This window comes from Paucidesulfovibrio gracilis DSM 16080 (genome assembly GCF_900167125.1).
In the GTDB taxonomy this organism is placed as follows: Bacteria; Desulfobacterota; Desulfovibrionia; order Desulfovibrionales; family Desulfovibrionaceae; genus Paucidesulfovibrio; species Paucidesulfovibrio gracilis.
Genome location: NZ_FUYC01000006.1, coordinates 23170 through 41829 on the forward strand (window position 1 = coordinate 23170; position 18660 = coordinate 41829).

Annotated in this window: 18 protein-coding genes; 11 read left to right on the forward strand and 7 right to left on the reverse strand. The window is 63.1% G+C overall.

Annotated features, from left to right (window positions below; translation table 11 throughout):
- Window positions 1–92 precede the first annotated feature (92 nt).
- Genes B5D49_RS08060 through B5D49_RS08085 form a run of 6 tightly spaced genes read right to left on the reverse strand, consistent with a single transcriptional unit; the run spans window position 93 to window position 6347 of the window.
- Window positions 93–488: a secondary thiamine-phosphate synthase enzyme YjbQ gene (locus tag B5D49_RS08060; RefSeq protein WP_078717181.1), complete on the reverse strand. Its 396-nt coding sequence runs from the start codon at window positions 486–488 to the stop codon at window positions 93–95.
- The gene (cobM, locus tag B5D49_RS08065) at window positions 454–1296 is read right to left on the reverse strand and encodes a precorrin-4 C(11)-methyltransferase (RefSeq protein ID WP_078717182.1); all 843 of its coding nucleotides are present in this window, start codon (window positions 1294–1296) and stop codon (window positions 454–456) included. The genes B5D49_RS08060 and cobM overlap by 35 nt, the downstream gene beginning before the upstream one ends.
- A 48-nt stretch (window positions 1297–1344) precedes the next feature.
- Window positions 1345–2622, reverse strand: coding sequence for a precorrin-6y C5,15-methyltransferase (decarboxylating) subunit CbiE (gene cbiE, locus B5D49_RS08070; protein ID WP_327083014.1), 1278 nt, complete (start codon window positions 2620–2622; stop codon window positions 1345–1347).
- Between the two features lie 26 nt (window positions 2623–2648).
- Window positions 2649–3770, reverse strand: coding sequence for a cobalt-precorrin-5B (C(1))-methyltransferase CbiD (gene cbiD, locus B5D49_RS08075; RefSeq protein WP_078717183.1), 1122 nt, complete (start codon window positions 3768–3770; stop codon window positions 2649–2651).
- Window positions 3767–5278 carry an SDR family oxidoreductase gene (locus tag B5D49_RS08080; RefSeq protein WP_078717184.1) on the reverse strand — a complete coding sequence of 504 codons (1512 nt, stop codon included), beginning with the start codon at window positions 5276–5278 and terminating at the stop codon, window positions 3767–3769. The genes cbiD and B5D49_RS08080 overlap by 4 nt, the downstream gene beginning before the upstream one ends.
- A 55-nt stretch (window positions 5279–5333) precedes the next feature.
- Window positions 5334–6347 carry an NAD(P)H-dependent glycerol-3-phosphate dehydrogenase gene (locus tag B5D49_RS08085; protein ID WP_078717185.1) on the reverse strand — a complete coding sequence of 338 codons (1014 nt, stop codon included), beginning with the start codon at window positions 6345–6347 and terminating at the stop codon, window positions 5334–5336.
- Between the two features lie 132 nt (window positions 6348–6479).
- On the opposite strand from B5D49_RS08085, the gene ahbB reads away from it, so the two are divergent.
- The 3 genes from ahbB to B5D49_RS08100 all read left to right on the forward strand — a co-directional run bounded on the left by ahbB (window position 6480) and on the right by B5D49_RS08100 (window position 8996).
- Complete coding sequence (ahbB, locus tag B5D49_RS08090; protein ID WP_078717286.1) at window positions 6480–6980, forward strand: siroheme decarboxylase subunit beta; 501 nt, start codon at window positions 6480–6482, stop codon at window positions 6978–6980.
- Window positions 6973–8241, forward strand: coding sequence for a glutamate-1-semialdehyde 2,1-aminomutase (hemL, locus tag B5D49_RS08095; protein ID WP_078717186.1), 1269 nt, complete (start codon window positions 6973–6975; stop codon window positions 8239–8241). The genes ahbB and hemL overlap by 8 nt, the downstream gene beginning before the upstream one ends.
- Before the next feature lie 86 nt (window positions 8242–8327).
- Window positions 8328–8996 carry a riboflavin synthase gene (locus tag B5D49_RS08100; RefSeq protein ID WP_078717187.1) on the forward strand — a complete coding sequence of 223 codons (669 nt, stop codon included), beginning with the start codon at window positions 8328–8330 and terminating at the stop codon, window positions 8994–8996.
- A gap of 33 nt (window positions 8997–9029) precedes the next feature.
- Here the strand turns inward: B5D49_RS08100 and B5D49_RS08105 are convergent, their stop codons facing one another.
- A complete protein-coding gene (locus B5D49_RS08105; protein WP_078717188.1) occupies window positions 9030–10643 on the reverse strand; it encodes a methyl-accepting chemotaxis protein in 1614 nt (537 codons plus the stop codon).
- 361 nt (window positions 10644–11004) lie between these two features.
- Between B5D49_RS08105 and B5D49_RS08115 the strand changes: the two genes are divergently transcribed.
- From B5D49_RS08115 to B5D49_RS08150, 8 genes are all read left to right on the forward strand, one after another.
- A complete protein-coding gene (locus B5D49_RS08115; protein WP_078717190.1) occupies window positions 11005–12225 on the forward strand; it encodes a bifunctional 3,4-dihydroxy-2-butanone-4-phosphate synthase/GTP cyclohydrolase II in 1221 nt (406 codons plus the stop codon).
- 166 nt (window positions 12226–12391) lie between these two features.
- Window positions 12392–12862, forward strand: a complete 471-nt coding sequence (ribH, locus tag B5D49_RS08120; RefSeq protein WP_078717191.1) for a 6,7-dimethyl-8-ribityllumazine synthase — start codon at window positions 12392–12394, stop codon at window positions 12860–12862.
- A 4-nt stretch (window positions 12863–12866) separates the two neighbouring features.
- Window positions 12867–13361, forward strand: coding sequence for a transcription antitermination factor NusB (nusB, locus tag B5D49_RS08125; RefSeq protein WP_144019317.1), 495 nt, complete (start codon window positions 12867–12869; stop codon window positions 13359–13361).
- Between the two features lie 12 nt (window positions 13362–13373).
- Window positions 13374–15869 (forward strand): leucine--tRNA ligase, encoded by a 2496-nt coding sequence (leuS, locus tag B5D49_RS08130; RefSeq protein ID WP_078717192.1) that lies wholly within the window; start codon window positions 13374–13376, stop codon window positions 15867–15869.
- 223 nt (window positions 15870–16092) lie between these two features.
- Window positions 16093–16596 (forward strand): LPS assembly lipoprotein LptE, encoded by a 504-nt coding sequence (lptE, locus tag B5D49_RS08135; RefSeq protein WP_078717193.1) that lies wholly within the window; start codon window positions 16093–16095, stop codon window positions 16594–16596.
- Window positions 16597–16599: 3 nt separating this feature from the next.
- Window positions 16600–17568: a DNA polymerase III subunit delta gene (holA, locus tag B5D49_RS08140; protein WP_234990665.1), complete on the forward strand. Its 969-nt coding sequence runs from the start codon at window positions 16600–16602 to the stop codon at window positions 17566–17568.
- 102 nt (window positions 17569–17670) lie between these two features.
- Window positions 17671–18345 carry a RadC family protein gene (gene radC, locus B5D49_RS08145; protein ID WP_078717194.1) on the forward strand — a complete coding sequence of 225 codons (675 nt, stop codon included), beginning with the start codon at window positions 17671–17673 and terminating at the stop codon, window positions 18343–18345.
- Window positions 18346–18382: 37 nt separating this feature from the next.
- Window positions 18383–18655, forward strand: coding sequence for an acylphosphatase (locus B5D49_RS08150; protein WP_078717195.1), 273 nt, complete (start codon window positions 18383–18385; stop codon window positions 18653–18655).
- The last annotated feature ends 5 nt before the right edge of the window (window positions 18656–18660 follow it).

Genomic DNA, 18660 nt, shown 5'->3' on the forward strand with positions numbered 1-18660 from the left:
AGGGCCGTGGAAAAACGGCAACAACGGCGGCGTTCCAATGCGGAGCGCCGCTTTTGCGTTGGGTATACGAGGGGAGCGGGCGGTCGGGTTGATCAGGACGGCAGAAACTGGACCCAGAGCTTGCGCGTCCTTGGTCCGTCAAATTCGCAAAAGAATACTTTCTGCCAGGTGCCGAGCTGGATTTCCCCGTTGTTCACGATGAGCAGTTGGTCCGGGCCGAAGGTGCTGGCCTTGATGTGCGCGTCGGAGTTGCCTTCGGCGTGGCGATAATCCCCGCTACGGGGCACCAGCCGCCGAAGATTCACTACAATATCGCGCACCACGTCCGGGTCCGCGCCTTCGTTGATGGTCACGGCGCCGGTGGTGTGGGGGCAGTGCACCAGCAGCGCCCCGTTTCGCCAGCCTTGTTCACGCACGAGCCGTTGCAGCTCGCCGCTCACGGGGAGGAGTTCCTCACGTTCCCGGGTCGTAATTTGCAGTGTTTCCATTCCGGCTCCTTGGTGTTTGGTGGCGTGAAGAGGCACAATCGCCGGAGGCGCAGGAGGCCTTGCGATACATGTGGCTGAATCCCGCGTCATAGAGTTTGGAGCGGGCGGTTTCCGCGTTTTCACCAGGCAGGATCAGAAAGACGGTCTGGCGGTCGAATCCATTCTCCCGGGCCGTGGCCGCCAATTGGTCCAGGCGGCAGCGCAGGGATTTTTCTCCGGGCCAGCCCACGCGGTGGCTCATGGCGCAGGGTGTGGATGGATCCAGGCCGCCCTGCAGCAGCTCTGCCTGCAATCCTTCGGGATCCCCGGCGGAAAGGTATACGGCCATGGCCGCGTGGTGGGCCGCCAGCAAGGGAAGTTGTTCCGCATCCGGCACCGGTGTGCGCCCGGCCCGGCGTGTGATGATCAAAGTCTGGGTCTGTTCCGGCACGGTAAAGGAATTGCCCATGACAGCGGCTGCGGCAAAAGCAGCGGTCACTCCGGGAACCACTTCGTACGCGATGCCGTCGCGGTCCAGCAGTTCCATTTGTTCCCGCGTGGCTCCATACAGGGAAGGATCCCCCGTGTGCAGGCGAACGGCCAGTCCGCCACGGGAAACGCATTGGTAGAGCAGGTCATGGGTGGAACCCAGATCCAGGGCCGAGGAGTCCACGACACGGGCATCGGGTCTTGCCTGCTCGACCAGGGATCGCGGCACCAGGGAACCGGCGTAGAGCACCAGATCGGCCCGGCGGATCAAGTCGCGGCCTTTTACGGTAATCAGATCCGGATCTCCGGGTCCGGCTCCCACGAAATACACTTTGTTCATGGCATGGCTCTCAAGGGTTGCGGATAATCAAGGGACATCATTTCCGGCTCAGGCCTTGTCCGCCCAGAGGATGAACACGGGGTTTTGCGCCTTGAAGCGCAGATCCCCGGCCAGTGGGTCGGCGGTGGAGGCCTGAAGTTGGGTGATGCCGTAGGGCCAGGCTTTGCGTTCCAAAAAATGTTTGGCCCGCAGCAGAGATTCCAGCAGGATGCAGTGGATAACCATGCGTCCATGTGGCTTGAGGCGGGCGCAGACAGCGTCGAGCAGGGATTCGCCATCCCCGGAGGCAGGGCCAAGCCCTCCGCCGAGAAACACGCGGTCCGGATCGGGCAGGGAATCAAGGCAGGCCGGGGCCGAGCCTCGGACCACTTCCACGGGCCAGGCACCGAATCGGCGGATGTTTTCCCGAATCATGCCGACCCGTCGCCGGTTGCGTTCCACGGCGAAAATCTGCCCGTTGCGCGCCAGGTGGCAGGCTTCGATAGCCACGGATCCGCATCCCGCGCCCAAATCCCAGACCGTGTGCTCCGGTGCCACGCCGAGCAGCCCTAGCCCGGCGCAACGCACGGCCTGTTTGGTGATCAGGCTGTTTTCATGCATGTAAAGAGAATCGGATGCCCCCAGGCGCAATTTCAGTTCCGGGGGATGGTCCCGTTGCAACAGCACGAGGTTCAGGGAGGAAAATTCCTCGTCCCAGGCCTGCTCCGGGGAAAAGGTGCGAACGCGCTCCTGGGGGGTGTTCAGGTCTTCCAGCACGGTCATGGTGTAGCCGTCGGCCCCCCGCCGGAGCAGGGCTTCGGCCACGGAAGCGGGACCGTGCGCATGGTCCGTGAATACGGCCACGTACCGGGCGCGGCACAGGGCCGAATACAGCGGCGACACGTCCTCCCTGCCGTGCAGGGACACGGTTTCGATTTCGTTGCATGGCAGATGCAGGCGGGACGCGGCCAATTGTACCGTGGTCACGTTGGGGTGCAGGCAAACGCGTTGCGGACCAAAGTGGTCCACCAGCAGGCGGCCGAATCCGAAAAACATGGGATCGCCGTCCGCGAGCACGGCCACGCGCTTGTGCGCGGCCCGTTCGATGCGCCGCAGCACGTCGCTTAGGGGAGCGGTGATCGGGATTTGCTTTTCCGGTTGGATCGGCCGTTCCGGGGTGGAAGCAAGAGCGCAGGCCGCGAGCAGGCGTTTTCCGCCCACCAGCACCTGGGCTTGTGCCAGGATGTTCCACTCGCGTTCCCCCAATTCCAGGGAACCCACGTGCATTCCGATGACGTGTATTTTGTTAGGCCGCAACATAAGAGGCTTGTAGCGCGAACGTGTCATGGTGGGAAGGGGTAGGGGAGACTTTTTCAGTCACCTGCGGGTTGGAGTTGAAAATCAGGCCGGAGCAGTCTGCTGCCGTCGAAATCAAAGACCGCGTACCCGACCCGAACGCCCGGAGCAAAGGATGCAGCGTGGCGGATGGCCCGGGCGGCCAGATCGTGGAGAAGCCGGTTCAGGGTCTGTGCGTTGGTCCGGGTTTGGAGCAGGCCCAGCACCTGCCGGGCAGTGTTGGCCTCGGCGCACTGGCGCACCAGGTCGTGCGGAGCGCCCGCCTGCCCGCACCAATGGGCCAGGGCGGAAAAGTCGATGTCCGCGCCGTGGGCGTGGGTGTTTTCAAAACCCTGGGCTTGTTTGACGAGCTTGCCAAAGAACAGCGACCAGTGAACGCGGGTCAATCCTTGTTCTTCGGCCGCACGCATGGCGTGAGCGAAAAAGTCTGCGGCCTGGATCATGCACCGTGCGGGCAGGTCGGGAAAGCACTCTGCGTAAAGGCGTTCGCTTTTGCGCCCGGTGGTGAAGACCACCCTGTCGCCGCCTTGCGCCGCCACAACGCGCAGCGCCTGGGTGACGGATGCGGCCCAGGCCGCATGGCTGAAGGGCCGGACAATGCCGTGGGTTCCCAGGATGGAGATGCCGTCCACAATGCCCAGGCGCGGATTCATGGTTTTGCGGGCCAGTTCGCGGCCTTGCGGCACTTCGATGCAGACTCGGGCCGTGCCGGACTGTCCGTGTACCGCTTCCCGCACCGCTGCACGAATCTGCCGTTGCGGACCGGGGTTGATGGCCGGTTCCCCCACATCCACGGCCAGGCCGGGCAGGGTTACCCGCCCCACACCCATGCCCCCCGCAAGGTCCACGTGCAGCGGGCCTGAACCGGGCTGCCAGGAAACCAGCGCATGGATTTCCGCGCCATGGGTCACGTCCGGGTCGTCGCCCGCATCCTTGCGCACCACGGCGCGGGCCGAGCTGTTTTCGATCCCGCAACGTTCCACGGCAATGCGCAGGCGTTTGGTCGGTTCCTCGCGGTCCGCAGGAAGCGGCACCTCCACATGATTCGGGGCATGCCCGTGCAGGAGCAGCAACAATGCGGCCTTGGCCGCGGCAGCAGCCGCGGTTCCCGTGGTGAACCCCTGACGTAGTTCGCTCATGCGGAGTCGCGCAGGGGGTCCGGGCCGGACAGCACTGGCACGTCGGCGGCCAGGGCCATGTTGCGGAGCATGTTTTTAAAGATCAGGGCGTGGAAGGGATACATGGCCCACCAATAGGCCTGGCCAGCCAAGCCGCGGGGCAGAAACCGCGCGCGCATTTCCAGATCCGTGACGGCCTGATCCCCGTTTCCGCGGGGTATGGGGCGCAGCTGAATGTCCAGAAGCGCCTCCCCGGGCAGTTTCATCTCCGCCAAAAGCAGCAGCCGCTCCGGGGCATGCACCTGAAGCACCCGCCAGAAATCCAATGCGTCGCCGGGCCGGATTTTCACGGGGTGCCGCCGTCCGCGCCGCAATCCCGGGCCGCCGATGAGTTTGTCCGCAAAGCCGCGCAAGGCCCAGAGGCGGTTGCCGAAATACCAGCCGTTTTCCCCGCCCAGCCGGGCCACCACAGGCCAGACCTGTTCCGGGGAACCGTCCAGGCGCACGGTGTAGTTGGAGGAAAGCACGGTTCCGCCGGCGAACTCTGCGTCATGGCACGCGGTCCATTCCGGGGCGCAGGCCTCGCCCGCGTCGTGGCAGCAGGTTTCCACCGCGTGCATGGCCACCTTGTTCAGTGCGCTGCGCAAGGCCTGCCGACAGGTGGTCCGGGCCATGGGTACGAGTTGTAAAATCCGTTCATCCTTGCAGATCACTTCGTTGCGCAGTCCTTCGATGAGTGGGCGGACCAAGGCTCGCGGCACCGGGGTCACGAGATTGACCCAATGGGTGGAGAGCCGGGGCGTAAGCACGGGAACCGGGAGAATGATCCGGCGGCGCAGGCCCGCTTCTTCGGCATAGATATGAAACAGCTCCCGATAGGTGAGCTGGTCCGGTCCACCAATGTCCAGGGTCAGGCCTGCGGTTTCGGGTTGGTCCAGGCAGCCTTCCAGGTAGCCGAGCACATCGGATATGGCGATGGGCTGACAGGGCGTGTCCACCCAGCGGGGCGTGATCATGATGGGCAGGCGATCCACCAGGTAGCGGATGATTTCAAAGGAAATGCTCCCCGATCCCAGGATCACGGCGGCGCGCAGGCAGGTGGTCTGCGGAGCGCCGCTTTGCAGGATGCGGCCCACCTCGGCCCGGGAGCGCAGGTGGTGGCTCAGGTCCGGGGAATCGTCCCCCAGCCCGCCGAGGTAGATGATGCGCGGCACGTCCGCGTCCGTGGCCGCGGCAAGAAAGTTGTTGGCCGCGGCCCGGTCCCGTTCCGCAAAGTCCCCTCCGGCGGAGGACATGGAATGGATCAGGTAATAGGCAGCGTCACAGCCTTGCAGGGCCGCATCCAGGGATTCGGGATCAAACACGTCGGCCCGTACCGGAACGCAACGTTCGTGCGAACTCCAGGATCGGGCGTACAGCTTGTCCAGGGAGCGGGCCGCAGCCCGTACCGTATGGCCGCTTTCCAGCAGCCGGGGAACCAGCCGTCCACCCACGTAGCCTGTGGCGCCAGTAACGAGAACCGTGGCCATGCCGCCTCCTTGGGTTGCGGTTGGGCGCGGGCCGTTTTCGGGACGTTATTCGTCCTTATTCGTCTTTGAGGGCGCGTCCCATGAGTCGGGTCACGGCCTCGCGCGGTTCCGCATCCTCATAAAGAATGCGGTGGACCTGTTCGGTGATGGGCAGTTCCACGCCCAGTTTTTGCGACAGTGCGTACAGGGATTTGGCGGTCTTCACGCCTTCGGCAACGGCCTTCATCTCCCCGATGATATCGTCCAGCTTGCGGCCCTGGCCCAGCTTAAGCCCCACCTGCCGGTTGCGGGAAAGGTCGCCCGTGCAGGTCAGCACCAGGTCGCCCATGCCGGAAAGCCCCATGAAGGTACGCTCTTGCGCGCCCATGGCCTCGCCCAGGCGGCTCATTTCCGCCAGCCCCCGGGTGATCAGCGCGGCGCGGGCGTCATGGCCGAATCCCAGCCCGTCGGACATGCCCGCGGCCAGGGCGATGACGTTTTTCACGGCTCCGCCCAATTCCACACCCCGGTAATCCGGCGTGGAGTAGACGCGGAAAAAGGGCGTGGAAAACAGCTCGCGCAGTTGCCGGGCCAGGTCCATGTCCGCGCAGCCCAGGGCCACGGACGTGGGCATATCCCGGCTGACCTCGGCCGCAAAGGAGGGACCGGAAAGGGAGGCGTAGCGGGGGGCTTTGTCCTCCAGGCTTTCGGCCACCACTTGGGACATGGGCGCCAGGGAGTCCAGTTCAATGCCCTTGCTGGCGCAGACCATGACCGGCCGTTTCGGGAAAAGATCGCGGAAATTTTCCAGGGTGGGGCGGATGAATTGGCTGGGAACCACCAGCAGATAGGCGTCCGCACCTTCCAGGGCCGTGGCCGGGTCGCTTTCAATGCCGAGCCGGTCCGAGAGCGGGATATCCGGCAGGAACACGTCGTTGACGCGCTGGTCGCGCATGCGGTCGGCCAGGTCGGGTTCGCGGACCCAAAGCGTTGTGGGCACGTTGTTGCGGGCGAGCATATCGGCCAGGGTGGTGCCCCAGGCTCCTGCGCCCAGGACGCTGACACGTTGCGAGGATTGTTGCTTGTTCATCCCGGGATGATACCCGGGCGCGGCATGGCGCGCAAGGGCTTGGCCCTGTTTTGGTCTCGCGGGGCGGGATTTCGCTGTTGCAGGGGAGGAGTTCGGTTGCATCGCGGACGGCAAGCAGGTATGGACACCTGCATGTCCAAACCGCAGTTTACCGAAACCGAACAACGGATTCTGGCCCTGGCCGGCGATGACCTTGATCGCGGCCCCGCTCCCTTCCGGGCTATTGCCGAGGCCGTCGGCGTGGACGAGGAAGAGGTGCTCGAGCTTGTCCGGCGGCTCAAGGATCAGGGCATTTTGCGTCGCTTCGGGGCCACGCTCCGGCACCAGAAGGCGGGCTACGGCCACAACGCCATGGTGGCCTGGATCGCCGGGGACCGCGATCCCGACGAATTGGGGCGGCTCTTCGCCTCCCGGCCCGAGATCAGCCATGTGTACCGCCGCCGCACCTATCCGGAATGGCCCTACGATTTTTACACCATGATGCATGGTGAACATCCCGGAGACTGCGCGAAACTGGCCGAGGAGCTGTCCCGCATCACGGGCATCACCGAATACACCATGGTCAACAGCATCAAGGAACTGAAGAAAAGTTCCATGCGCTATTTCAAATGGGAGAGACAGAGCAATGCCTGATTCCAAAAATTTATTTGAACGCGCCTGCCGTGTATTGCCCGGCGGCGTGAACAGCCCGGTGCGCGCCTGCCGCAGCGTGGGATGCGACCCCCTGTTCGTGACCAAGACCGCCGGATCCAAGATGTGGACCGCGGATGGCCAGGAACTGGTGGACTACATCATGAGCTGGGGACCGATGTTGCTGGGCCACGCCCATCCCGCCGTGGAAGAGGCCGCTGTGCGCGCTGTGCGGGCCGGTGCCAGCTTCGGTACGCCCTGCGAGGATGAAGTGCTGCTCGCCGAGCTGCTCTGCGAAATTCTGCCGTCCGTGGACATGGTGCGCATGGTCAACTCCGGCACCGAGGCCACCATGAGCGCCCTGCGTCTGGCCCGGGCCTACACGGGACGTGACAAGGTCATCAAATTCCACGGCGGCTACCATGGCCACAGCGACTGCTTCCTGGCCTCGGCCGGTTCGGGCATGGCCACCCTGTCCATCCCCGGCACCCCGGGCGTTCCCGAAACCTTTGTGGCCGGAACCCTGCTGGCTCATTATAATGATCTGGCCGGTGTGCGGCAGCTTTTTGAGGAAAACCCCGAGGAAGTGGCCGCGGTATTTGTGGAGCCGGTGGCGGGGAACATGGGCTGCGTGCTCCCGGGCGAAGGCTGGCTTTCGGGCCTGCGCGCCCTGTGCGACGAGTTCGGCGCGTTGCTGGTGTTTGACGAAGTCATCACCGGTTTCCGCGTGGATTTGGGCGGTGCGCAAAAACGGTTCGGCATCGACCCGGACCTGACCTGCCTGGGCAAGATCATCGGCGGGGGCTTCCCCGTGGGGTGCTACGGCGGCAAGCGGAAATTTATGGAACGCATCGCCCCGTGCGGCGATGTGTACCAGGCCGGAACCCTGTCCGGTAACCCCGTGGCCATGGCCGCGGGACTGGCCACCCTGCGCGAATTGCAGAAGCAGGATTACGCGGCCCTGGAAAAACGCACCCTGGAGCTGGCCACGGAATTGAAGTCCATTCTGGAATCCAAGGGATTGCCCGTGACCCTCAACCACGTGGCTTCCATCTTTACGCTGTTCCTCACCGAGGGACCGGTCACGGACTTCCCCAGCGCCTCCACAGCGGACGGTGAAACCTTCGCCAAATACTACGCCCAGATGCGCGCTGCCGGAGTGAACGTGGCTCCCAGCGGATTTGAGTGCAGTTTCACGTCCTTTGCCCACACGGACGAGGACTTTGAAAAAACGTTGGAAGCGGCCCGCGCGGTCAGCTTGTAACCATTCAGTAAGGGAGTGCCTTTGCGGGCCGGTGCCGAACGGCGTTTTCCCCCGGCCCGCAAAGGATTTTCCCCAAAGGGGCGGCAATGTTCACAGGATTGGTACAGGGCATGGGCAGTGTGGAAGCCGTGGACCCGCGTGGCGGGGAAACCCGGCTGCGCATCCGTGCGCTTTATGATCTGCGGGATATCGTCAAGGGCGAATCCATTGCTGTGAACGGTGCCTGTCTGACCGTTGAGACTTTCGGCGACCGCTGGTTCACGGCCTACGCCAGCCGCGAGACCATGGACCGGACCAACCTCGGCAAGCAGCGCGTGGGATCCCAGGTGAACCTGGAACGCGCCCTGGCCCTGGGCGACCGTTTGGGCGGTCACCTCGTGAGCGGGCATGTGGACTGCCTCGCGGAAGTGCAGAGCGTGAACCCGGTCGGCCAGTCCCGGCAATATCGACTGGGGTTTGCGCCGGACCTGGGTCCGCTCGTGGTGGCCAAAGGGTCCGTGGCCCTGGACGGCATCAGCCTGACCGTGAACGAATGCGGACCGGACTGGCTGACCGTGAACATCATCCCCGCCACCCAGCAGGAAACCACCATTGCCTCCTGGACCCCGGGCCGCCGGGTGAATATGGAAGTGGACATTCTGGGCCGCTACGTTCAGCGTATGCTTGGCGCCTATGTCGGCGGGGCTGGCGACTCCGACCGCAACACATCCGAAGGCAAGCTCACGGAATCGTTTCTTCGCGAACACGGTTTTTGATCCCTGCCGGCGCAGTGCGCCAGCGCGTTGATCTCAGCTTGCCGTGGTACCGCGGCCCTTGTCTCCTCCCACACGAATATCAGCCGCCACCACGCCCACCACGCCGCCCTCGCGGTCGCGCATGGGAATGGAAACCGTGATGCACGGCGCTCCCGATGTCTCGGAGGTATAAATATCCGACAGCGAGAGCGTGCCGCTTTGCATGGCCTCGGTATACCAGGGCCGGGCCGACCAATCCCTTCCAAAGGCTTTGGCGTCTTCGGGCGTGGCGCTGTCGGGTTGGGCGATGTTGCTGACGGTCTGCCTTCCCCGGGCGTCCGTGACGTACAACAGTTCCAGGGAGCCGTTTGAACGGACAGCCCGGCGCAGCGCGGCTTCCTGCCGCTCCCGTTGCAGAGAGAGAATGCCCGGATCCTGTGCAAGTCCCTGGACCACTTTTCTGGGACCGCCGCCGCCCACCATGTCAAATACGCTGTTGACCAGCCCCAGTTCCCGCACCTGTTCGGCCAGAGCCGATACCGCGTTGTCTGATCGCTGCATGACCTCGGTGGTATGGTCTGCAATGCGGCTCACCTCGCCGATGGTCCGGTTGATCTCTTCGCTGGTCTTGGCCTGCTGCTCCGCGGCCACGGCAATGGAGCGCACCTGTCGGGAACTGGCCCGGGACAACTCCACGATGCGGTCCAGGGTGGTTCGGGATTGACGCGCCTGCTCCACGGCGTCGGTCACCTGTTCGGTGGCCTGGCCCATTTCTCCGCTGGCCTGGGTTACGCCTTCCTGAATGGCCCGCACCGTATCGTGAACCTCACTGGTGGCGTCCATGGTTTTTTCGGCCAATTTGCGCACCTCATCCGCGACTACGGCGAATCCCCGACCGGATTCGCCTGCACGCGCCGCTTCAATGGCGGCATTGAGAGCCAGCAGGTTGGTCTGGTCCGCGATGTCGGAAATCAGGCTCATGACCCTGCGGATGGCATCGGCATGATCCCCCAGCGCGGCAATGTGTGTGGAAAGCTGCCGGGTATGGTCGGCCACGGATTCAATGTCCTGTTCGGTTCTATGCATTTCCCGGGCGCCGTCGTCGGCGCAGCTGCGGGTGTCTGCTGCGGCCTGGGACGCTTCCTCGGCGTTGCGGGCCACTTCGATCACGGTGCAGTTCATCTCTTCCATGGCCGAGGCCGTGGACGTAAGGCTGGAACGCTGGGATTCCGCGCCTTGGGAGGCCTGGGAAGAGGCATCCCGCACCTGTTCGGCCGCCTTTTGGATGTCGGTGAGGGCGCGCTCCAGGGCGTGGGCGCTGGAGCGCAGACCGGCTTCGCGTTGCAGGGTGGCTCTGTGCCGTTCGTCGTGGGTATCCTTGCGGGCCTGGGCCGTGGATCGCCGCTCGCTGTCCAGTTCCTGCTGCAGGGTCTGACGCTCCTGGATCAGCGTTTGGAGTTCCTGTTCCAGGTCACAAATTTGTGGAATCCGTTGTTCAAGGATGCCAAATTCGGGACTCCATACTGCGGGAGTTGCGTTTTCCTGGACGGAACGCAGGGCTTCATTCGCTGCTTTAGTCCATGAATCCAGCTCGTTGAGAAAGCGTGCCTCCCGGCCTGATTCGCGAATCGCCAGACCGGCCCCTGCCAGGCCAAGGGTCAGACACACCCCGCCGGACAGGAATATTGTCCAAGGGGGGATTGACAAAAATGTGGAGCCTATTCCGGGGATGAGAAGCGATATCCCGGCCAAAAGGAGCGGAAAGGCGGTTAGGAATGCGGCAAATGTGGATCTGCGAAATTTCAACGTGGACCTCCAGGCGTTATTGAACCCAGCGAAAGAAGCAAAATCCGGACCGAATGTGACCAGTAATATCCTTTTTCCTATTGAATACGAGTTGTTACGGCTGTTCCAGGAGACTGAAAATCCCCCCTTAACTTCGTGGGGGCTTTAGGGTATGCATGGGGGTTCCCGGCTGTCGGCGCATTTTGGGCGCTGATGCCGGGCAAATCGTTTGCGAGGAAACACAATGCCGCTTTGCACCATAGAAGAAGCAATTGAGGACATTCGCGCCGGACGCATGGTCATCATGGTGGATGACGAGGACCGCGAAAACGAGGGGGATCTTGTCTGCGCTGCGGAAAAGGTCACGCCCGAGATCATCAACTTTATGGCCAAGGAAGGCCGGGGGCTGATCTGTCTGGCCATGGCCCCGGAGCTGGTGGACCGGCTCAATCTTCCGCTCATGACCCAGTCCAACAAGTCCCAGTTCGGTACGAACTTCACCCTCTCCATTGAGGCGGCTGAAGGCGTGACCACGGGCATCAGCGCGTTTGACCGCGCCCACACCGTGCTCACGGCCGTGGACGACGGCGTGCAGCCCCAGGACATCGTGACCCCGGGCCACGTCTTTCCCTTGCGCGCCCGCGAGGGCGGCACCCTGGTGCGCGCCGGCCAGACCGAAGGCAGCGTGGACCTGGCCGGACTGGCTGGCATGAAGCCCGCGGGCGTGATCTGCGAAATCATGAATGACGACGGTTCCATGTCCCGCATGAACGATCTGGAGCCTTTTGCCGAAAAGCACGGTCTTAAAATTTGCGCGGTCAAGGATCTCATCGCCTACCGCATGCGTTTTGGCGGCGGCACCGTGAGCAAGACCGCCGAGGCGGACCTGCCCACCCGCTACGGCCATTTCCGCACCGTGGCCTTCCACTGCGAGGCCGACGGCAAAACACACATCGCCCTGGTCAAGGGGGACATCACCCCCGAGGATCCGGTGCTGGTTCGCGTGCATTCCGAGTGCCTCACCGGAGACGTGTTCGGCTCCATGCGCTGCGACTGCGGCAACCAGCTGGCCGATGCCATGTGCATGATCGAGCGCGAGGGCAAGGGCGTGGTGCTCTACATGCGTCAGGAGGGCCGGGGCATCGGCCTGGGCAACAAGATCCGCGCCTACCACTTGCAGGACGAAGGCCTGGACACCGTTGAGGCCAACCAGCGTCTGGGCTTTCCACCGGACATGCGCGACTACGGCACTGGTGCGCAAATCCTCGTGGCCCTTGGTGTTTCCAAGATGCGGCTCATGACCAACAACCCCAAGAAAATGGTTGGACTGGAAGGCTACGGCCTGGAAGTCGTGGAGCGCGTCCCCATTGAAACCGGCGCCTGCGCCTACAACATGGGCTATCTGCGCACCAAGAAGGACAAGATGGGCCACATGCTGCATCTTGACGAAAAAGCCGACGGCTGATGGGGCGTTAAAAAAAATACCAGACGGACGGTTGAACAATGGCGGGAAGCCGGATACCGAAATGAGCCGGACCACAGCGCGGACGCGACGCGCAGGCCGGTACGTTGCGGAAGTGTTGCCCGGATCGCTGTTTTTGAACCGTTTGTGAAACATTTCGGAGGATTCCATGCCGCATATTCAAACCATCGAAGGACGCCTGGAAGCCAAGGGCGTGAAAGTGGCCCTGGTGGCCGCCCGCTTTAATGACTTCATCGTGGACCGTCTCGTTTCCGGGGCCGTGGACTACCTGACCCGCCACGGCATGGACCGCGAGGACATGACCCTGGTGCGCCTGCCCGGTGCCTTTGAAATGCCCGTGGTGGTGCGCAAGCTGGCCCAGAGCGGCAAGTACGACGGCATCATCTGCCTCGGTGCCGTGATCCGCGGTTCCACTCCCCATTTTGATTTCGTGGCCAATGAATGCGCCAAGGGACTGGCCCAGGTGAGCCTGGAGACCAATTTGCCCGTGGGCTTCGGCGTGCTCACCTGCGACACCCTGGAGCAGGCCATCGAGCGTGCCGGTTCCAAGGCTGGCAACAAGGGCGTGGAAGCGGCTTCGGCCGTGCTTGAAACCATTCGCGTGATGGAGCAGTTGTAAACGAATGATGGACGACTTCAAGGCTCCGCGCAAAGGCGCGGGGAACAGACGCAAGAGCAACCGCCGCACCGGGCGGATGCTTGCGTTCCAGGTGCTCTTTGCCCAGAGTTTTACCGCATCCGAGGATGTTTCCGCCCTGGAACGGGACTTTGCCGAGAATCCGGCGGTCCTGGCCGTGGAAAATGAAAGCGTGAGCGAGTTCGCCCACGACCTGGTCCTGGGCGTGTATTGCCGGGCCAGGCAGTTGGACGAGATCGTGAACCGCTACTCCAAGCATTGGAAGCTGGAACGCATCGCCAAGGTGGAATTGACCATTCTGCGGTTGGCACTGTTTGAGATGCTGTTTACCGAACTGCCGTTGAAGGTGGCCATCAACGAGGCCATTGAGCTTTCCAAGGAGTTCGGGGACGGTAATTCCCGTAATTTCATCAATGGAATCCTGGACGCCGCGGCCCGCGCCGTGGAAAGCGGCGACCTGGGTCAGCACAAGACATTCTAGAAGGAAACGCGCATGCCCCTGGGAAAATACGAACCGGAAGCCGTGGAAAAGAAATGGCAGAAGACCTGGAGCGAAAACGGCTGCTTCGAAGTGCGGACCGAGCCTGACCGGGAAAAGTATTATGTCCTAGAAATGTTCCCCTACCCTTCGGGGAAGATTCACATGGGCCATGTGCGCAACTATTCCATCGGCGACGTGGTGGCCCGCTACAAGCGGATGCAGGGCTGCAACGTGCTGCATCCCATGGGCTGGGACGCCTTTGGCATGCCCGCGGAAAACGCGGCCATCAAGCACAACACCCACCCCGCCAAGTGGACCTATTCCAACATCGACGAGATGCGCGAGCAGCTCAAGCGGCTCGGATATTCCTATGATTGGAAGCGCGAGCTGGCCACCTGTCGTCCTGAATACTACCGCTGGGAACAGCTCTTTTTCCTCAAGTTCATGGAAAAAGGACTGCTCTACCGCAAGAACGCCATGCAGAACTGGTGCGACACCTGTCAGACCGTACTGGCCAACGAGCAGGTGGAGGACGGCAAATGCTGGCGTTGCGACAGCCCCGTAATCCAGAAAGAGCTGGAACAATGGTTCCTGCGCATCACGGACTACGCGGATGAGCTGCTGGAATGGTTGGACAAGATGAAGGAAAAGTGGCCCGATTCGGTCCTGACCATGCAGTCCAACTGGATCGGCAAGAGCTACGGCGCGGAACTGACCTTTGGCATCAAGGGCAGCGATGAGACCGTGGACGTGTTCACCACCCGGCCCGACACCCTGTTCGGCGCCACCTTCATGAGCCTGGCCGCCGAACATCCCCTGGTGGAAAAGCTCATCAGCGGCACGGATCGGGCCGACGAAGTGCGCGCCTTTGTGGAAAAATGCGTGAACATGGACAAGTTCCACCGCGCGGCTGACGATACGGAAAAAGAGGGCGTGTTCACGGGTGCCTACTGCATCAACCCGGTCACCGGCCAGGAAATGCCCATCTACGTGGCCAACTTCGTGCTCATGGGCTACGGCACCGGCGCGGTCATGGCTGTACCCGCTCACGACCAGCGCGACTTTGACTTTGCCCGCAAGTATGACCTGCCCATGCAGGTGGTCATCCGGCCCGAGGAGAGCGAACTGGAGCCGGAAACCATGACCGAGGCCTACACCGAACCGGGCGTGCTGGTGAACTCCGCGCCCTTTGACGGCCTGCCCAATGAGGAAGCCAAAAAGCGCATCGTGGAGCACCTGGACGAAAAAGGTCTGGGCCGCATGACCGTGAACTTCCGCCTGCGCGACTGGAACATTTCCCGACAGCGGTATTGGGGCGCGCCCATCCCTGTGATCCACTGCCCCGAGTGCGGCATGGTGCCCGTACCCGAGGACCAGCTCCCCGTGACGCTGCCCGAGGACGCGGCCCTGCGCGAGGACGGCAAGTCCCCGCTGCCCTTCCTGGAGGACTGGGTCAACGTACCCTGCCCCACGTGCGGCAAACCGGCCCGGCGCGAGACCGACACCCTGGACACCTTTGTGGAGTCCTCCTGGTACTTCCTGCGCTACACGGATGCGCGCATCGACACCGCTCCCTTCGATCCCGAAGCCGTGGACTATTGGATGCCCGTGGACCAATATATCGGCGGCATTGAGCACGCCATTTTGCACCTGCTCTACGCCCGCTTCTTCACCAAGGTGCTGCGGGACGAAGAGTTGATCACTGCCGACGAACCGTTCGAGCATCTGCTCACCCAGGGCATGGTGGTGCTGGACGGGGCCAAGATGTCCAAGTCCAAGGGCAATGTGGTGGACCCCGGTGCCATGATCGCCAAGTACGGCGCCGACGCCACCCGGCTCTTCATTCTTTTTGCGGCCCCGCCGGAAAAGGAACTGGAGTGGTCCGACCGTGGCATCGACGGTTCGTTCCGTTTCATCGGCCGCCTCTGGCGGCTGGCCGAGGAATTGGAAGGCGGCCTGATCTGCGTGCGGCCCTGCCACCCTGCGGAGGGTGACCTGTCCGAGGCGGTCAAGCGCATGCGCCGCAAGGAGCACGACACCGTGCGCCGCGTGACCCGAAGCATTGAAAACAGCTTCCAGTTCAATACCGCCATTGCCGCCATCATGGAGTTGGTCAACGAAATGTACCAGCTCAAGGATACGCTCAAAGCCGACGAACAGGGCCGTTGCTATCTCTCTTCCGCCCTGGCCACGGCCGTGACCCTGCTTTCGCCCATGGCTCCGCACGTGTGTGAGGAGATCTGGGAGGCCATCGGTCATCAGGGTGTGGTTTCCGAGCAGCCCTGGCCCGAGTATGACGAAGCCGCCCTGGTCACCGAGGAGGTCACGGTGGTGGCCCAGGTGAACGGCAAGGTGCGCGGCAAAATCACCGTTGCCCGGGATGCGGACGAAGAATCCGTCAAGGCCGCGTGCATGGCCGTGGAAAACGTGGCCCGGTATCTGGAAGACAAGACCGTGGTCAAGGTCGTGGTCGTGCCTGGCAAGCTCGTGAACATCGTGGTCCGATAGCCGCTCGGCAGCGGGGATTTTTCCCGGCCGCAGCGCATCCCGCCGCAAACCGCGCCTTGCCTGCCGAATAGCGCGGAAGGCTCGCCAAAGGACGATCTTGGCGGGCCGTGGCGGGAAGGCCTTGCCTGGAATCGATGGGAATGCGATATGCAGCGCAGCCTCTGGGCGGTGTGCCGCTTGGGGGTTCGAAGGGTTCTGCGGCCCGCCAACGTCTGGAGGTGGCATGTTTCGCAAGCAGTGGACGGCCCTGGTGCCGACGATCCTTCTTTTCGTATCCCTGGCGGGATGCGGCTACCATCTGGCTGCCAACGGTCCGGTCGCCCTGGACCAGGACCAGCGTTCCCTGTTCATGGAACGCGTGGATAACCCTACGTTGCAAACCTGGCTCGGTCCGCGTCTGCGCTCCGTGTTGCGCGACGAGCTGACGCGCCGGGGCTGGACCCGCTGGACCTCCCGCGCCCAGGCGGATCTGCTGGTGCGCGTGGTCATTGACCGCTATTCCCGCTCCTCCAAGGTGCGGGATGCGGATGACGACACCCTGCGCTATTCCGCCAGCATCACCATGCGTGTGGACATGGTCTCCCGGGCCACGGACACGGTGGTCTGGAGTTCGGGAACCATTGCCGAGAGCGAGAGTTATTTCGGCAATTCCACCACCGCGGCGGACATGGAGGTCACGGAGTTGGCCGTGCGCCGGGCCGTGGACCGACTCACCCAGGGGTATTGAGCCGTGGCCGGGCCGGACGTTCTTTTCCTGGTCTGCCCCGACGGTCAGCTCATGGCCCGTCGGATCGAGCAGCAGCTACAACAGACCCCGGACCATGAACGCAAGGTCTATTGGGGGGACGATGATCCGCCCCTGCCGGAATCCTTTTGGCAGGATCTGACCATCCAAAATTTATTTGCCACGCCCAAGGTCGTGGTGTTGCGACGCGCCCATTTGCTCAAGGCCGCGGATTGGGATCGCCTGGCCGATGCCCTGGCCGCCAAACCGTCCAGCGTGCTGCCGGTGTTTTGCCTGGAAGGGGAGTGGAAGAAAAAAGCGCCCGTGCCTGCGGCCCTGGCCCGCCGTCCACTCTGGAAGGCCGCTTCCAAGCGTGGCTGGGTGTGGGAGCAACCCGGGTTGAATCCTCGGACATTGGGTGATTTTGTGGGGCAATGGGCCGAAGAGCGGGGTCTCAAACTGGCGCGGGGCGCGCAACAGACGCTGGCCCAGGCCTTGCCGTGCGATGCGCGCGCGGCCACATTGGAGCTGGAGAAGATTGAACTGGCCGTGGGTGACGATACGATCGTCAAGCCGGAATTGGCCGCGCTCATCGCCACGGACCGGGAGATGGATTTTTTCGCCTTTACTGACGCCCTGAGTCAGGGGGGCGACCCCGTGGCCGTGTGGGAGCGGGTGTTGCGGGATCAGCGCAAGCAATCCAAGGAACAGATGCTTTTTCCTTTGCTCGGCTCTCTGGCGCGCGAGGCGCGTATCCTTGGCTTGATCCTGGCCGGGGAAGAACAGCGGGCCAAGGTCCATCCCTTTGTTGTCAAGAAAAAGACGCCCCTGGCGCAACGGCTCGGACCCCGTGGCGTGGCCGTGTTGTTCGACCTGTGCATGGCCGCGGAACAGGGCGTCAAGTCCGGGGAACGCCGTCCGGATCAGGCGCTGGAAAAGCTGGTGGCCGACCTGACCCGGCTCTATGGGCATTGATCCTCTTCTGTTTCTCCCCCCTCGCATACCGTTGACCCGCCCCTCGGGTCTGGGGCAAGATGGCCGACGCTGAAAATAGTTGCCCCGCGGAAAAGGAATCACATGGAAAAACCCCATTATCATGGACATCGCCGTCGGCTGCGGGAGCGGTTGGCCCGTGAACCGCGCTCCCTGGCGGATTACGAGGTCTTGGAATTGCTGTTGGCGCGCACCTTGCCCCGGCAGGACACCAAACCGCTGGCCAAGGAATTGTTGGCCCGCTTCGGCACCCTGCGCGGCGTGCTCTATGCCCCGGACGCCCAACTCGCTGAGATCAAGGGATTTGGAGACGCGCTGCTCTCCTCCTGGGCCTTGTACCGGGAGGTTTGGGCGCGCATGAACGAGCCGAGCGCCTCGCGTCGGGAGGTGCTTGACGATCCGGATCGGGTGGCTGAGGGAGCCAAGGCCCGTTTCGGCACCAAGGGCGTGGAGGAATTCTGGGTGGCTCTGGTGGATAACCGCAATCGGGTGCGGGCCTGGGAATGCGTGAGCAAGGGTACCGTGGACCAGACCCAGGTCTACCCGCGGGAAGTGCTGGCCCTGGCGTTGCGGCACGAGGCCTCGGGTATGATTCTCGTGCATAACCATCCGGGCGGGGATCCTTCACCTTCGGACGAGGACATTCGCATGACCATGCGGATCAAGAGGGTGGCCCAGGAAATGGGTGTGCGCCTGTTGGACCATCTTGTGGTGGCCGAAGAGCGGCATTTCAGCTTTCAGGCGCAAGGGTTGCTCTAAGCGGAACCCCAGGGCGGGAAACGAGGGAGGAAGCCGAATGCGAACGTATCAGGCGGATGTTGACGGGCGTGTGCAGGGGGTATGCTTTCGGGCTTGGACCCGGGAGGTGGCGCGGATGCTGGGTGTGCGGGGGTATGTTCGCAACCGTGCCGACGGCCGTGTGCGCGTGGTGGCCCAGGGTGACGAGCAGGCGCTGGAACGTCTGGCCCGGGAGTTGCGCCGCGGCGCTCCCCTGGCCCGCGTGAGCGAGGTGCGCGAGGAGTACATCGAATCCGAAGAAGTTTTTAAAAATTTTGAAGTGCGTTATTAAATCAC

Coding starts and splice junctions, on each gene's coding strand:
- leuS (WP_078717192.1), top strand. CDS start 13,374: ATGCCCCTGGGAAAATACGAACCGGAAGCCGTGGAAAAGAAATGGCAG.
- B5D49_RS08060 (WP_078717181.1), bottom strand. CDS start 488: ATGGAAACACTGCAAATTACGACCCGGGAACGTGAGGAACTCCTCCCC.
- B5D49_RS08150 (WP_078717195.1), top strand. CDS start 18,383: ATGCGAACGTATCAGGCGGATGTTGACGGGCGTGTGCAGGGGGTATGC.
- cbiD (WP_078717183.1), bottom strand. CDS start 3,770: ATGAGCGAACTACGTCAGGGGTTCACCACGGGAACCGCGGCTGCTGCC.
- ahbB (WP_078717286.1), top strand. CDS start 6,480: ATGTCCAAACCGCAGTTTACCGAAACCGAACAACGGATTCTGGCCCTG.
- lptE (WP_078717193.1), top strand. CDS start 16,093: ATGTTTCGCAAGCAGTGGACGGCCCTGGTGCCGACGATCCTTCTTTTC.
- B5D49_RS08100 (WP_078717187.1), top strand. CDS start 8,328: ATGTTCACAGGATTGGTACAGGGCATGGGCAGTGTGGAAGCCGTGGAC.
- B5D49_RS08080 (WP_078717184.1), bottom strand. CDS start 5,278: ATGGCCACGGTTCTCGTTACTGGCGCCACAGGCTACGTGGGTGGACGG.
- cobM (WP_078717182.1), bottom strand. CDS start 1,296: ATGAACAAAGTGTATTTCGTGGGAGCCGGACCCGGAGATCCGGATCTG.
- B5D49_RS08085 (WP_078717185.1), bottom strand. CDS start 6,347: ATGAACAAGCAACAATCCTCGCAACGTGTCAGCGTCCTGGGCGCAGGA.
- radC (WP_078717194.1), top strand. CDS start 17,671: ATGGAAAAACCCCATTATCATGGACATCGCCGTCGGCTGCGGGAGCGG.
- B5D49_RS08115 (WP_078717190.1), top strand. CDS start 11,005: ATGCCGCTTTGCACCATAGAAGAAGCAATTGAGGACATTCGCGCCGGA.
- nusB (WP_144019317.1), top strand. CDS start 12,867: ATGATGGACGACTTCAAGGCTCCGCGCAAAGGCGCGGGGAACAGACGC.
- ribH (WP_078717191.1), top strand. CDS start 12,392: ATGCCGCATATTCAAACCATCGAAGGACGCCTGGAAGCCAAGGGCGTG.
- cbiE (WP_327083014.1), bottom strand. CDS start 2,622: ATGACACGTTCGCGCTACAAGCCTCTTATGTTGCGGCCTAACAAAATA.
- hemL (WP_078717186.1), top strand. CDS start 6,973: ATGCCTGATTCCAAAAATTTATTTGAACGCGCCTGCCGTGTATTGCCC.